The 15,075-nt window shown below is 69.2% G+C and carries 8 protein-coding genes and 1 pseudogene; 4 read left to right on the top strand and 5 right to left on the bottom strand.

Annotated features, from left to right (window positions below; translation table 11 throughout):
* Positions 1-217: pseudogene (locus FXF52_RS37260) on the top strand (ABC transporter permease); the annotation flags it as partial.
* 121 nt (positions 218-338) lie between these two features.
* The gene (locus FXF52_RS37255) at positions 339-3,941 is read left to right on the top strand and encodes an SUMF1/EgtB/PvdO family nonheme iron enzyme (RefSeq protein WP_222870890.1); all 3,603 of its coding nucleotides are present in this window, start codon (positions 339-341) and stop codon (positions 3,939-3,941) included.
* A gap of 122 nt (positions 3,942-4,063) precedes the next feature.
* Here FXF52_RS37255 and FXF52_RS37250 read toward each other — a convergent pair whose 3' ends face one another.
* Together FXF52_RS37250 and FXF52_RS37245 are read right to left on the bottom strand one after the other, a co-directional pair.
* Positions 4,064-4,540: a hypothetical protein gene (locus FXF52_RS37250; RefSeq protein ID WP_148804376.1), complete on the bottom strand. Its 477-nt coding sequence runs from the start codon at positions 4,538-4,540 to the stop codon at positions 4,064-4,066.
* 95 nt (positions 4,541-4,635) lie between these two features.
* Complete coding sequence (locus tag FXF52_RS37245) at positions 4,636-6,891, bottom strand: hypothetical protein (protein ID WP_148804375.1); 2,256 nt, start codon at positions 6,889-6,891, stop codon at positions 4,636-4,638.
* 479 nt (positions 6,892-7,370) lie between these two features.
* Here FXF52_RS37245 and FXF52_RS42700 point away from each other — a divergent pair, with 479 nt between their 5' ends.
* Entirely contained in the window at positions 7,371-7,946 is a 576-nt protein-coding gene (locus tag FXF52_RS42700; protein ID WP_222870889.1) for an excalibur calcium-binding domain-containing protein, read from the top strand.
* Between the two features lie 281 nt (positions 7,947-8,227).
* Here FXF52_RS42700 and FXF52_RS37235 read toward each other — a convergent pair whose 3' ends face one another.
* Positions 8,228-9,901 carry a hypothetical protein gene (locus FXF52_RS37235; protein WP_148804374.1) on the bottom strand — a complete coding sequence of 558 codons (1,674 nt, stop codon included), beginning with the start codon at positions 9,899-9,901 and terminating at the stop codon, positions 8,228-8,230.
* A gap of 228 nt (positions 9,902-10,129) precedes the next feature.
* Complete coding sequence (locus FXF52_RS37230) at positions 10,130-10,987, bottom strand: IS5 family transposase (protein ID WP_148804373.1); 858 nt, start codon at positions 10,985-10,987, stop codon at positions 10,130-10,132.
* 2,054 nt (positions 10,988-13,041) lie between these two features.
* Between FXF52_RS37230 and FXF52_RS42150 the strand changes: the two genes are divergently transcribed.
* Positions 13,042-13,209, top strand: coding sequence for a hypothetical protein (locus FXF52_RS42150; RefSeq protein ID WP_187413941.1), 168 nt, complete (start codon positions 13,042-13,044; stop codon positions 13,207-13,209).
* A gap of 1,061 nt (positions 13,210-14,270) precedes the next feature.
* Here FXF52_RS42150 and FXF52_RS42145 read toward each other — a convergent pair.
* On the bottom strand, positions 14,271-15,075 hold an 805-nt coding region (locus FXF52_RS42145), incomplete at its 5' end, for a hypothetical protein (protein ID WP_222870888.1).

The raw sequence follows: 15,075 nt of genomic DNA, 5'->3' as shown, positions 1-15,075 counted from the left end.
GATCGCCGCCGTGGTTCTCGGCGGCGCAAGCCTGGCCGGTGGCCGTGGCTCCGTAATCGGCACCCTGCTCGGCGCCTGTCTGCTGGGCGTGCTTTCAAACGGGCTGAATTTACTTGGTGTCTCCGACTTCCAACGGACGATGGTGACCGGCGCGGTAATCATCGTCGCCGTCGTACTCGACGCCTACCGCCGCCGCCTGTCGGTCCGCCTCAGCTGACCGGAGACCCCTGCCCAATCGCTCCAGGCCCGCCGACGTCCGCCGGCCGGGTTGCCCGAGACTCACCATCGGAGGCACCATGCCAGGATCACCCGCTCCGCCCCCGCGAGGACTGCAGAGGTTGGCGGCCGCCGCGGCCACCACGCTCGCCCTGACCCTGCTGACTGCCACGCCAGCGAAGGCGGACGACTACCAGCTGCGCGTCGGCGCCCAGCAGATCGCCGGCCCGGACCGGCCGGCGGACTGGCCGGCATGGCTGGCCGCCATGCGCCAGTGGCGCAACGACCAGCGGGCCCGCATCGCCTACGACGACACGAACTACACGCGCCCCGAGCTGGAGTGGGCCCAGCACAACCCGATCCAGCCGCAGGTGATGATCGAGGACCGGTACCTGTACGACCCGAAAACGCGCCAGTACACCGTCGACCGGTACCTCGCCGACGTGCGGCAGCGGTACGGCGGTATCGACTCGGTGCTGATCTGGCCGACGTACCCGAACATCGGCGTCGACAACCGCAACACCGAGGACATGTTCCGCGCCATGCCCGGCGGCTGGGCCGGCGTCCGGCAGATGGTCACCGACTTCCACAAGGCCGGCGTCCACGTGCTCTTCCCAATCATGGTCTGGGACCTCGGTACCCGCGACCCGGGCGCGCCATGGGCGGAGATCCTGCCGGAGATGCTGGCTGACGCGGGCGCCGATGGGCTGAACGGCGACACGATGAACGCCGTCACCCGGGACTACTTCGACAACTCCGTCGCCGCCGGTCGGCCGCTCGTGCTCGAACCCGAACTCGGCCTGTCAGGCGGGCCCGGCCAGGAAATCATGTGGAACACGCAGTCCTGGGGGTACTGGGACTACCGCAGCCACGTGCCGATGGTGAGCATCAACAAATGGCTGGAGCCGCGGCACACGGTTCACGTGAACGACCGCTGGTCCAGCAGCAAGATCGACATGCTCCAGGTCGCCTTCTTCAACGGCACGGGCCTGGAGAGCTGGGAGAACATCTGGGGCATCTGGAACCAGATGACCGACCGCGACGCCGAGGCGACCCGACGCGTCGCCGCGATCGAGCGCATGCTGCCCGACCTGCTGGTAAGCGAAGGCTGGGAGCCGCACACGCCGACCGTGCGAAGCCAGGACATATTCGCCAGCAAATGGCCCGCCCCGTCGGGCCAAACGCTGTGGACGATCGTCAACCGCGGGACCGCGGACGTGAGCGGCGACCAAATCGTCGTACCGCACCAGCCGGGCCAGCGCTATTACGACCTGTGGCATGGAACCGAGTTAACGCCCCACGTCCAGGGGGACCAGGCCACCCTGGCCTTCCCCATCGAAGGCATGGGCTTCGGCGCGGTGCTCGCCAGCCGACCCCAGGACCTGCCCAAGCACTTCACGCAGTTCCTGACCACCATGCGGCACTCGGCGCAGCGCCCGCTCGCGAGCTTCTCCACCGAGAACACCGTGCTCACCCAGAAGATGACGTCGATCGCGCCAACCCGGCATGTCGCCAAGGCGCCAGCGGGCATGGTGTACGTGCCCGGCGCGAACTACCAGTACGGAGTACGCGGCACCGAAATCGAGGGCGGTAACCGAGCGGGCGTCGATGTGCAGTACCCGTGGGAGACCGAGCCCGGCCGATACCACGCCCGGACTATCCCGGTCCAGCCGTTCTATATCGACCGGACACCGATCACCAACGCGCAGTTCAAACGGTTCCTCGACACCACCGGATACCGCCCACGGGACGCCGCGAATTTCCTCAAAAACTGGGACTGGCGCGACCGCAGGCACCCGACGTACCCGAAGGGCTGGGACGACAAACCCGTGACCTGGGTGTCAATCGAGGACGCGCGCGCCTACACGGCCTGGGCCGGCCGAAGACTACCGCACAGCTGGGAGTGGCAATACGCGGCACAGGGCCTGGACGGCCGCAACTACCCGTGGGGCAATGTCTGGGACCCGGGCCGCGTGCCCGAAACGTTCAGCGGGCGGGGCGAAATGCGCCCACCGGACGGCGTCAACGCGCACCCGGACGGCGCCAGCCCGTTCGGCGCCCTAGACATGGTCGGCAACGTATGGCAGTGGACCGACGAGTTCACCGACGAGCACACCCGGGCGGCGATCCTGCGCGGCGGCAGTTACTACCGGGCCCTCGGCTCGGGCTGGTACTTCCCCTCCGACCAAGAGGCGTACCGGCTGGACCGGCACAACAAGTACCTGCTGATGTCGCCCGGCCGTGACCGCGCCGCGACGATCGGGTTCCGCACCGTGGCCGACGCCGCCGGTCCGGATCCGGGTCCGGTGCCGGCCAGCGACGGCACTGTTGTCGATGACGCCACCCCCGGCTGGCGGTTCTCCGGCTGGCCCCAGTACGGCCACGTCGACGCGTATAACGGGGGCGCGCACGGCGGGCAGGGGAGCAGCGGCCAGTGGGCCGAGTACACCTTCACCGGCACGGGCGTGGACGTGTACGGCTGGCGCGGCCCCAACGGCGGGACCATCCGGGTGCTGGTCGACGGCGCCCCGGTGGGGCCGCCGGTGAGCCAGCACGCGCCGACCGACCGGTACCACCAGTTACTCGCCCGCCAGGGTGGCCTGGCCGACGGCCCGCACACCGTGCGCATCGAGGTCGACGGCGCCACCCGGTCGAACCAGTGGACCATGGTGGACTACCTGCGCACCTACGCCGCCAATGACCGGCAGCCGCTCGCGCCGCCCACCATGCGAACCGACCAGCGCCTGGTACCGCCCGGTACGACGGTCACGGTAACCGTCGCGTACCGCAACACGGGCGGCGCGCCGGTCTCCGGTGTCCTGTCGCTGTCCGCGCCGCCATTGCTGCGCGTCACCGCCGATCCCGTGCACTTCACCGACCTGGCACCGGGCAGGGAGGCCACTGCCGAGGTCCGGGTGGAGGTTCCGGCTGGCGCGCCGGGCGGATCCGCACTGCTGCGGGCGGTCGCATCGCTGAGCAGCGGCGACCGCGCGGAAGGCTGGTCGACGCTGGCCGTGCTGGGAGCGGTCGACCCGGTGGTCGCCCGCGCCGGACGCGCCAACTGGGTGGACCTGTCCTGGGGGTCAATGGACCCGGAGGGCGGCGCGGTATACGAGGTGTACGCCTCGACAACCCGCGACTTCACCCCCGGCCCGAACACGCTGGTCGGCACCACCGGCGGCACCACATTCACCCACTCCGGGCTGGACACCGAGCAGACCTGGTACTACCGGCTCCGAGCCACCGACGGCTCCGGCCAGGCCGGGCCGTACTCCCGCCAGGTCAGGGCCACCACCGGATCGACCGTCATAGTCGAGGCCGAGTCGCTCGTGCCGCTCGCCGAGGCCACCGCACCATACGTAATCCAGACGGACTGCTGCGGGGTTACCTGGTCGCAGGGCAAGCAGATCTGGTTCCAGGCGAACGCGCCGGGCGACCGCTACACGCTTACCTTCTCGGTGCCCCGGGCGGGCCGCTATGACCTGACCCTGGCCTACACCAAGGCTTGGGACTTCGGCATCCACACGCAGACATTGGACGGGGTGCCGCTTGGGAAGGCTTACGACCACGCCGGCGAGGGCGTCTCGATCGACCGAAAGGACTACGGCGCGGTCGACCTGACCGCCGGAGCGCACCGGCTCACGTTCACCGTCACCGGCAAGACCGACACCTCACCCCGGTACGGGTTCGGGCTCGACGCCATCGAACTAACACCGCTTCCGTGACGGCACGGCCGGGCCCGAGTCGCTTCTACATCGGGTCCGGCCCGAACAGGCGCCGTGTCAGGCGATTGAGACAGCACGGGCGGCCGGGCTGCGTGAGCCGCTGATCCGGCGCCGGCCTGACGTCAGTAGGGCAGCTCACGCCCGAGGTGTCGTGCGTACGCGCGGTGTGCGGCGAGGATGGCCGCCATCCACCGGGCCATCATCTCGTCGGCCCGCAGCAGTTCCGAGGTTTCCACCTCGAAGGATTCCCGGTCGTAATGGATGGCGGATGTGACCCCCGGCTGCTCGGCGAGCGCCTTCTCCAGCAGGTCCTCGGGGATTCTGCCAATGCCCGGCTGGACCAGGAAGCCCACCTCGTCGCCGAACCCGAGCCCCCATCGCAGGCCGCTGGCGGTCGAGATGTGGACCTGCTTCGTCAGCGCCAGGCGGCTGATCGGATACTCCTCCCGCGTCTCGTCCGGACCGGCCAGCGCGATCAGCTCGGCCGGGAACGCCTCGAGAACAGCGGCGACCGCGGGAAGGCCGGCGAGCTGGTCGCCGCGATAACCGATGCCCCTGTTCAGCTCCGAAGCAGGGGCCTCCGGCTCGATGCCGGGCACTGCGAAAGGCGGGAGAGAAGTCATTCCTCATTGTCCTCACACACGGTGGCCGTGTCGCGGGCCAGGCTCGGTGCCCGGCCCGCGACACGCCCGGATCAGTCCGCCGGGAAGTGGATGGTGAACGGGATGTTGTTTCTCTTCAGACAGTTGAACAGCTCGTCGGACATGCCGAGGTCGTCTACGTTGGGTTGACCGCTGCCGCTCGCCACGAAGTGCCAGTGGACCTTCTTGACACCCTTGCCCTTCATCTTGTCCTTGTTGGCTTCCTTGATCGTTTCCTGGTTGGCGGGATCCTGGTACCAGGCGTCCTTCTCGCACTGGTCGACCTGCTCCTGGATCCGGTCATCGGCGAACGCGAAGCCGGACTTGACCTCGTGGAAGATCCAACCCTCGTCGGTCTCCTCGGCGTAGTCGACCCGGCGGGGGCCCTCGAAGTCGGGGCTGTCCGGCTTCTTGATGCCGAAATTCCGCTCGCCGGGGCGGCCGATGCCCTGCATCATGGCGGCGAAGTTGATCTCGCCGTCCTCCCAGCCGTATGCCCAGTCGACCTTCGGGCCGTTCTCGTGCCGCGCGTCCGCGTCGGTCATCATCTCGTGGAGCCGTTTGAGGTCGGTCCGCTTGCCGTTGAGCAGCCGGTCGAAGTTCGCTTTGGAGACCCGACTGCTCGCCGCCGCGGCGACGAACCCTGCCGGATCCTCGACCTGCTCCTCGACCAGGTATGCCCAGGCCTCGGGCATGATGAGCTCGTAGGTGAGCTCCTTGACGGTGTCCGGGATCTTGTCGTACTTGGCGACGTAGCGCGCCGCTGCAGCGAGCCGGTGCGTGTACTTGTTGACGAACTTGGCGACCTTGGCCGGGATGGAGACCGCGTCGCCGACGTACGGGACCACGCCGAGGATGCTTAGGCCCGCGCTGACCCAGTCGGCGTGGATGAGCGCGGCGATGGTGTCGCGGATGTCGGCGAGACCACCGAGAATCCAGCCGACCACCGGGATGACGCTCAGTCCGCCGCCGCAGAGGTTGCCGGCGAGCCACGCCATCGAGTCCTTCTCAGCGAAGTCACCGGCGAACATCCCCAGCAGGAAGTCGGTGACGTACGTCCACTTGCTGATCTGCTCGTCGAACTGGCTCGGGTGCAGGCCCTGCGACTCGGCGTTGGCGATTTCGTAGTCGTCGCGCAGGCCGTCGTTGTCGGTGTCCTGGAACAGCGCGCTGATCAGGTAGTCGAGCTCGACGCTGTCGGAGAGGCCGTCGCCGTCGGTGTCCGGCTTCGTCGGGTCGGAGCCGTTGTCCTCCTCGGTGACGTCCGGCACCCCGTCGCCGTCGGTGTCGATGTCAGTGGGCACGGGCTCGATCGGCGGGACCTCGCCCGGCACCGGCGGGGCACGCGGCTGGTCAGCGACAAGCGGGTTGCTGCCCTGGGCCACCTCGGCACCGTCAGTGGCTCCGTCGCCGTCGGTGTCCGGGTTGGTGGGTGAGGTGCCGAGATCCTGCTCTTTCAGGTTGGTGAGGCCATCGCCGTCGACGTCCTCCGCACCGTCGGCGATCGAGTCCTGGTCGGTGTCGACCGCGTTGGGTCGGGTCCAGCCCGCCAGTTCGGTGATCTCGAACTTGTCGGTCAGTCCGTCGCCGTCGGAGTCGACCAGCAGCGGGCTGGAGCCGAACCGCAACTCCACCACGTCGATGACGCCGTCGTTGTCGTGGTCACCGGCGTAGGTGATGCCGAGCCGGGTGAGCACGTTGAAGCCGTTCGACCAGGCATTCCCGGCCTGAATGGTCGCCGGCTCCGGGTTGGCCTTGACCAGCATGTCGTCGGCCTTGGCCAGGTTGACCTTGGCCGCGTCGAGGTCCGCGAACGCCTCGGCCAGCCCTGCCGGGGCGGGCGCGGGCGGCGGGCTGGCCCGGAACGGGCCGATCGTCGCCTCGGCATCCTGGATCGCCGCGTCAGCCAACAACCGCACACCGGTGAGGGTCTCCACCAACGCCCTGACGTGCGCCAGCTCGGCCTCGCCGCTGGGTGGGCTGGCACCGTTCATCCGGCCCTTGAGGAACGCCTCAAGGTGCTCCAGGTTGTCGAACGCGACCTCACCATCGGCGACGCTCTTTAACCGGGCGCCATCGAAGTACCGTCTGTCGACATCCGCCAACACCGTGTCGATCCGGCTGTCACCCAACCCGCCACCGACGTACGGGCGCAACGCCTGCGTAGCCTCGGTGACGTAAACCTTCGCATCGCGCGCGTACTTGGCGGAGGGGATCTTCGCGACCTCCACCTCCCACAAACGGCCCGACCCCGCCGACGCCGGGGCAGCAACGAGCGCCGCCTGCGCGGCAACCACTGCCGCAACCACCGTGGCAATTCTTGACCGCCATCGTCTTCTGTGTCTCACCGACACCTCCGTCTATGCGTAACGGACAAAGATTCCGGCAAGCATATTCACAAACGTCGCTCTCCAAAGTGCCCACAGGAACTACCAATCCAAAATGGACAGGCTCGCGCGAATCCCACTGGCGCCTGGAAGAGTTGTTCCAGACCGGCAGGCGAGGAACCCGGAGGGCCGCCGCTGCTAGTTGTTGAGGGTGAGGTGCTGTACGTCCAGCGCGGGGACGTCCCGGCCGTGCGGGGGGTCGCGAAGACGGTGGCTGCCTCCCATCTGTTCGTGGGATGGGCCCGGTGGAATTTTGGCTGATGGCGAGTAAGGTCAGGTAGCTGTCCGCGCCTGTGATCTGCAAGGAGGCCGGCGACCGTGGCCGAGAGATCGACCGCTCGCTCGGCGGGCGGGTCTGCCCAAGGTCACCGCGGTGCTGATCACCAGGAAGTGACCCGAAGATGACCAACCCGCCCGTCAACGGCCACCCTGAGCCGGGGCAACCGGACGACGACACTGCTGTCTTCCCGGTGTATTCGGAGGCCGCGTTCCCCCTGCCTCCGCAGGCACCGCCGCCTGCGGCGCGGAAGAAGACCCCCTGGGTGGTCGGCGCAGCCGCAGCCGCACTGATCCTGCTGTGCTGCTGCGGCGCCGCGGTCGGCTCCTACGTGACCGACTCCGGCCGGCCCCAGAAGCCGACCGCAGCCGCCAGCGCCACCGCCGACAAGGACCCGCTGGTGCAGGTGCGCCCTGCTCCGACCACGCCTGCGGCCGTCGAGGCGACAGGAGCGGTGACGCCGTCGGCCAGGCCCACGACGACCGCGCCGAGGCCGTCGCCGAGCCGTACGACCAGCAGCCCGCGCCCCACCCGCACCAGCAGCAAGCCGACGCCGCCGCCGGAGCCAAAGACGGACCCCAGGTTCCGCAACTGCAAGGAGGCCAACAAGGCCGGCTACGGCCCGTACTACCGCGGCGTCGATCCGGAGTACGCCTGGTACCGCGACCAGGACGGAGACGGCGTAGTTTGCGAGCGATGACCAGGCCGCTGAACTTAACCGGCACCCGCCGTCAACGACTCCGACACGGCTAGGACGATCGCCTGGGCCATCAGGTGCCCGTGGCGATCATCGGGCACTCCTGGTGATCATCCTCCTGGTCGGGATCATCCGGCACAGCGTCGAGATCACTCGCGCACTCATGGCGAGAAACCCAGCCGGGGAACGCGTCCGCACGTTGGCTTGGCGTCGCTCGTCGTTAAGGAGATCCCGGGGACACGACCGTTGGAGCCGGTGCCAGCGGCTGGTTGCTCAGCGCGCCGTCAGTGCCGGCCGGCCTCGGCCGACTGGATGCTCGGGCGACGCCGAGCCGTCTCCGAGCTCGGTCGCGGGTCCGCGTCGTCCCGCCGGCGCTGCCGCGGTCGCGACGCTGATCGTTGCTCGGTGGCCCCTTCGGCGGCGTCGGGGACCGCGACGGGTGATGTGGTGCGGCTCGCCGCAGTGTGTACCAGGTCTGGCAGGTCCCGCCCGGCAACCAGGGGTAGCTCTCGCGTGGCTGCTGCGATCGGCTCGTCCGCCGGTTCGTTGGCTCGGGCTACACGTGCCCGTCCCGTTGCGGCTCGCGGTGTCGGTGCCGTGTTGCGGGTCGTTGCCGGCGGCGCGGTGTCGGCCGGCTCCGCGGAGCCTGGCACGTCCGTGGTCGCCGATGCCTCCGCCCGGCTGGTGGCCGACCGGTCTGGTGTGTTGCGCGGCGTTCGGCGCGGTGCGGCTGCGGGCAGGAGCGGGGCGAGTTCTGCGTGCAGCGCCGCCCAGTCTGAGGCGCGGGGCGGATCGAGTTGATTCGTGGTCGAGGTGGACTGGCCCCTGCTGTCGGACTGCTCCGACTTCCGGTCGGTACGGTCTAGCGCCGCCGCCCGGGACCGCTCCCCTCCCGGTCGCTCGGCACCGTCTCTCGCCTGCTGCGCCGCGTTGTCGGCCGACCCCGGCCCCGCTGAGCCGCCGGAGGCCCCGTCCACCGGAGGAGATGCGGGGGAGCTGCCCGCCGCCGCGGCTGCGCCCGGCGCCGGGGCGACGTCCGGGGCGGGAGCCGTCCCCGTGTCCGGCTCGAGAGCGTTGGCAGGCAGCCGCTGCGGGGTGTCGGTGAGCAGCCGCGTGGCTGCGGCTAGTGCGGCGGGGTCAGGTTGACGGGCCCGGCGCCACCGTCGGCGGCCGCCGCTGGCCGGCAGGTTCCCGGCCAGCACGCGCGCAGGTGCCAGATCCGCGGCGATCAGCGTGGTGAGCCCGTCGTAGTCCGCCTGCTCGGCCAGCCGCCGGGCGATCTCGTCGAGGTCGTACACCGCCAGGGCGATGTTCGCGGTGGTGGCGTCCAGTGCCCGGCTGATCTTGCGGTGCAACACCTTGCTGAGCGCCGCCTGCCGCCGCTCGGCGCGAATCTGCGCGCGGGCAGCGTCGAGCGAGCCGTAGAGCCCGAGATCGGGGTCGGCCTTGGCCAGCGATTGGGCCCGGCGGGTCAGCCACGGGTGTCGCAACCAGTGCCCGACCGGTTCGTACGCCGGCGTCGTGGGTGGCAGCTGCTGCCTGGCGCGCAGCCGGTCCCGTCGCTGGTTCTCGGTGTTCATCAGCCACACCAGATAACCGAGCAGGGACATGCCCGCGTAGAAACCGCCTTCGAGGTGGTTGCTGTGTGCCAGCCAGTTGAAAGCGACCGCCGCGGCGGCGATACAGGCCGACAGCACCCGGGACAGCATCGCCCGTTCGCCCAGTCGACGGCGTACGTCGGCGTTCGCCAGGACCACGACGCCGCCCAGCTCCAGCGCCCCAACGGCGGGAAGGGCCACGTACCAGGGCATGCCGAGCCGTTCCACGGCTCCGGACACCTGCCCGCCGAGCGCGATCAGGAGCACGACAACGTAGAATCCGGTGCGCAGCACAGCGACCTGCCGTACCGCCTTGGCCAGCTCCGCGTCCCACGCCTCCGGCGGGTCGACGCCTTGCATCCCGCCTGCGGCGCCTTGCACCCCACCGGTTGAGCTTCCGCCGGTCCGGGTTCGGTTTGGTTCCTGGAACACGCCGAGCAGTTCCTCTCTCACTGCGGCCCCGGCCTAATGGGAGCCGTGGCGGCCCGGCCCGGCGGTGCCGCGCCCGCCGAGTCGTACCGGAGCCGCGCTCCGGCTGCCGCCCGTCGTCCGCCGCATGCTACAAGACGGCCGGCCGAATTGGAGATCTTAGATCCGCGCCGGGTGCATCGGGTGGCTCTCCCGGGCACTGCCGGTCGCCGATGCCTCACTCCGTGCTGACCCCAGGTTCGCGGTCGGCGCCCACAGGGTGCGTGACACCGAGGAGGCGGGTCGGCTCTCGTACTCGCGGGTCAGCCGGCGGTGCAGCATCAGCGTGCCGTTGGTCTGCTCGACCACCCACCGGCGCTTGACCGGCACGAGCCCGGCCGTCGTGGTGGTGCGCTTGACCTGTTCGACGTCGATACCGTGCACCGCGCCGTGGATCGCGACGTCGTCTTTGAACCCGGAGTCCACCCACGCCTTGGTCACCGAAGGGGTGTGCGCCACCACCTTGTCCAGCAGGTGTACGCCGATCACGTTGTCGGTGACCGACGCCGCGGTGACCACCACCGCGATGATCAACCCCAGCGCGTCCATGGCCAGGCCCCGCTTGCGGCCCGGCACCCTCTTCGCGGCGTCCTTGCCGGTCGTCGCGGCCGGGACGTGGTTGGCCGCGCGGATCGACTGGGTGTCCAACGCGACCGCGGTCGGGTCCTCCTTGCGGCCGGCTTTCTCCCGGGCCTGGCAGCGCAGCAGGTCGTGGATCGCCTGGTCGGTACCGTCGTCACGCCAGAGGGCGAAGTAGTAGTACGTCGCGGACTTCGGTGGCAGGTCGTGCGGCAGGTACGCCCACTGGCAACCGGTCCGGTTCTGGTAAAAGATCGCATTCACGATCTCCCGCAGCTCATACCGGCCCTGATGCCCGGAGACCGACGGATGCTTCGCCTTCCACGCCTGAAGGAACGGTCGAACCACCGCCCACTGCTCGTCAGTCAGGTCACTCGGATATGCGACACGTCCACTCACGACCGTCCTAACACGACACCGCTACGTCGGGTACGGGTCCGCAAACATCATCCATCCACAAAGCGGATAGAAGGTCACATACCGTCCTCTGAGAGATGATTGCGCTGCCTCGCCGCCGGTTAGAGAGGGTGCGGTGCATGGTTCCTGGAGTCGACACGAACGAGGAGGTCCTGAATGCACCCGCACCACGTAAAGGCACTTCTCATGTGCGCGAGCATGGGGACCCTGGTGAAGTACTGCCTTCCCTTATCGGAAGAGGTACCGGTCGGATTTCGCTGCCAGCCAAGCGACCCGGCAGATGGTGACAAGGGACTTCCGGCGCTTTGCCCGTCGTGCCGGCTCTTGGCTCTAGACCCGCGACGGTTGCAGGCAGAGGTTGCTGGGCGTGTTGCACGGGGTTGGGCTCAGCACGAGCGGATCGGAGCGGTGGTCATCGGTTGCTAACGACGCCGATGGCCCCGGCGGGAGGATTAGCTCTCGCGCCGCTCTCCAACCGACTTCCCGGAGTCCCGCCGCAGTTGACGGCCGGCAAGCGGCATCAACGCGGCCAGGCGCCGTAGCCGCTTGGGGGAGCAGGACGCCCGTTACGATCACCGTCTGCGCACGGTCGCTCACCCAAATGTAACGACATGGGCGGGTGTATCGCTTGTCATGAGTGGAAGGTCGAGGTGCGCGGCCTCGAGGCAGACGACCCCTTGTCTCGCTCACCCGAACAGCGCACCAGACGCTCCATCGGAGGCAACTCGGTGGCATATTCAACGACCCGCACCAATCCAGCGCGCCGGCGTGGCCGCCACGCCGCCGTATCCGTCTGGAACCAGCCAACGCGGCTGCTGTGGCAGCTCCATCGGCGTTCACGGCAGGGGGCGCCGGGCGTCGTGTTTGCCGTGGCCGTCCTGCTGGCCATCAGCTTCACCCTGATCGTGGCGATGTTAGCCCGATGACCTCGTGCCGACTCGCGGCAAGCACTGGCAGACGTGCACCGAAAAGCGTCCCCGTCCGAGCAGACCTGCTCCCAGCCACCCATGTAGCCCTGGGCCCAGGCATTCGGTCCGCCGCCACTGGCGAAACGGTGCGGCACCAGTGGCGGTCTGAAGGCTGGGGTTGGGTCGGCTACCGGGATCACCTGCGAGGCAGGCCGAGCGCGAAGCGTTGATGCGTGGCGAGTTGCGCCTGGTACCCCTAGATCACCCTTGGGAATTCGCGAGAGAATTCTTCAGGTGAGACGGTGGCTATGGGCGATGTCGCTCGGGGCGGCGGCGGCAGGGGCGTCCCTTGTCGCTGACGCCGCCCACGCTGAGTCGGCCCCGCTGCCAAACATTCCCCTGGTGGACGCCACCGTACGGCCGCAGATCGCCGAAACGCTGCTACCAGAGGTGATCAAGCCGTCGCCGGCCAGTGGGCTGGACATGCCGTCCGTTAAGCCGCCGGCCGTCACGCCAACCGGCGCGGCGACGCCCGTCGCCCGGCCCTCGTTCAGGACCCCCACCCCAGCGATATCGGCTCCGGCGCCTTCACCCACCCCGACGCGGATGCCGCTGTCGCGACCGACGACACCCGCGGCGTTCTCTCCACCGGCCAGCCCGGCCCAAACTCCCGCACGGCAGCGGTCGCCGGTGGCGGTAGCTTCCGATACGCCGCCGGAAGGCCCTCCCGCAGGCCCTGCGCCGTGGCTGCCGTCGCTGTGGCTGGTGCCGGCGTCCGCGTCCACCGTGGCCAGCGTCGCCGGTGTCGACCTACCGGGGTCCTGGGCCACGGCCGACTCGCCACTGTCCATGCCACCTTTGTGCCGAGGCGCAACTGCGGCTGTCCTGGACGGCCGCGCCGTGAACCGGCCCGTGGAACGTGCCCCTCCGCCGCCGCGGCACCTCCTGATCACCCAGGCAGATAGGCGACGTTGATCAGGAGAGGTCATGGAGATTGCTGTCATTTGGGTCCCCGCCGGCATCGAGCCGCTGGAGCCCGCCCTTTCAGCATGCTTTTACCACACATGCCGGCGGGGCTACCGGTTGGCAGGGGTCGTCCGGGCGCCGTGGGAGACGCTCGAGCAAACGATGATCGACGGGGAGGTGGACGTGGTCGTGATCGCTGACCGGGCGCACCTGCCAGCGGGCCGATCACCGCGGGTCGAGGTGGCCGCCGAGTTGCCGGACCGCCCGCTGCCCGTGGCTGGCCAGGCCCGGCAGATGGCACGACGCCGGTGCCGCCCACACGTCCGCTGACACCGTTCATGCGCCCCGCCCGTTCGGGCGGGGCGCATCCATTTGCTCAAGCACTCTCAGGCAGACGACTACTTGAGGGGCCTGATCGCCGACCATATGGGCCGGCCAAGCGAGATGGGCTGCTCTCGCTCATGCCTCGCTAGGCAGCCGGCCATCGCTGAACGAGATCAAGACCATCGCCTCTGTCAATCAGGTGAACCGGGCACGACCAACACGGCAAACTCCATGACGGGAATACTGACCAACTGGCCGAGCGCCAGCGCCGCCCGCAGGAACCGACCTGGGCCGGATGCGGCGCGGTGTCCAAGCCGATGGCCCATGTCAAGGTTGCTTGGACCGAGCTACACAGGAGAGATGCACCTTTTGAGGCGGCTATTCCGCGACGCGGCAGCCCGGGACGGACGTGTCAGCGCCAGCCGATGCGAACTTTGCGGCACCCACATCGACGGCGCCAAAGCATGCGCCCTGATCCCCACACCGAACGGTCTTGACGCTCTCCCCGGGTTCCAAGGGCGGCGAATGGTAGTTGCGTGCAGCGGAGCGCATCTGGCGGCGCTGCTCGCCGAGCGCTGCCCAGTACCCCGCTGACCGAAGCTCGATTGGAAGGCGACTGAGCTTCGCGTCACCATCGGCCAAGCCGAGCCACTGAATTTGTCGTACCGGTGGCGCTGGGTTTGGTTGTGCCTCGTCGTCGGATCTTGCCGCTCCTCGGGCCAGGTATCGCCCGGCGCGTGTCGGGTGATGATGGGCAGCGGCGGGCGTGCTTCCGGCTGCTGCATTCGGCTGGTGAGGCGTTGCGGGCGGCCGTGCCGGTAGAGGCACCATCGCCGGTTAGACCCCGGAAGTGGGTGATGTGGGCAGGCCAACCACGACCGCGCTCGCCTCCCTGTGCGGCCGGCCTGGTGGTGGCATCAGGAGAAGCCCTGGAAACACGGTCGGGTGGGCGAACGCCGGTGCTGCCCCGGTCGAATTTGTGTGGCGAGCCGCCGGCGTCGCGGGGCCCTGCAGATGAGTCGCGCCAGTGCTCTGGGTGGGCTCCTGGTAGAGGATAGGCGCGGCCGTCAACGGATGGTGGTGTCGGCTTGTGCCCGGACCGGCAGTACGAGCCGGGTGGCGGACAGGTCGAGCGTCGCGGTCACCGCCGGGTTCGGTGGCCGGTACGTCGGCTGGTCGACCTGAGCAAGGTCCAGTCGGACTTGGTGACCGGCGGGGAACGTCCAGTGGTTGCCGTACAACGGCACCTGGATTAGGCCGCTGCGGGGGTCGTAACCGGTGAAGTCGAACCGGTAGGCGCCACGACTGACCAGCAGCGCAACGCCGTCAGGGGACACGTCCCATACCCGTGCGGCCAGCACCGCGGTGGTGGCGCCCGGTGTGGCGGCGTACCGGGCTTGAGCGTGACCGATCCCGATGAGCGTCTGCCCTGTCGGCAGCGGTTGCGAGATTCCGGTGTAGCCATCGGTCGGGGAGGTGGTGGTCGGCCGGGCGGACGTGCGGCAGCCGGCACTGGTGGAGGTGATGGCGCCGCCTGCGATGGCATCGGTGGCGGCTGCGTCCGGATCGGTGGCGCCTGAGGTCGGCGGCAGGAGCACCGAGCCGTTGTAGTCGACGATGAGGGTTCCCTTGGCGAGGCCCTCTGGGCTGCCCGCAGTGATCGCGTCCGCGGCGGTCGCCGCGCCCGCGCACCGCGTGGGGTAGCTGGACACCGTGGTGCGCGGGGGGCGGCCGCCGGTGATGTTTGCCTGTAGGAATCTCCACGCCTGTTCGTTGATCGCCTGCCACACGGCCGGCGGGTTCTGCGCCCGGGCGTGCCCGATGGCGCCTACGGCGACGGCGACCGGCCAGTCGCGGTCCAGGCTCTTGAGG

Origin of the sequence: Micromonospora sp. MP36 (genome assembly GCF_008119785.1) — a bacterium.
GTDB lineage: Bacteria > Actinomycetota > Actinomycetes > Mycobacteriales > Micromonosporaceae > Micromonospora.
The sequence above is the reverse complement of the archived record's forward strand: the minus strand, read 5'-3'. Positions and strand labels throughout refer to the sequence as shown.

Excerpts from the sequence above, each read along its gene's own strand:
- FXF52_RS42150 (WP_187413941.1), top strand. The coding sequence starts at position 13,042 with ATGATCGACGGGGAGGTGGACGTGGTCGTGATCGCTGACCGGGCGCAC.
- FXF52_RS42700 (WP_222870889.1), top strand. The coding sequence starts at position 7,371 with ATGACCAACCCGCCCGTCAACGGCCACCCTGAGCCGGGGCAACCGGAC.
- FXF52_RS37235 (WP_148804374.1), bottom strand. The coding sequence starts at position 9,901 with ATGCAAGGCGTCGACCCGCCGGAGGCGTGGGACGCGGAGCTGGCCAAG.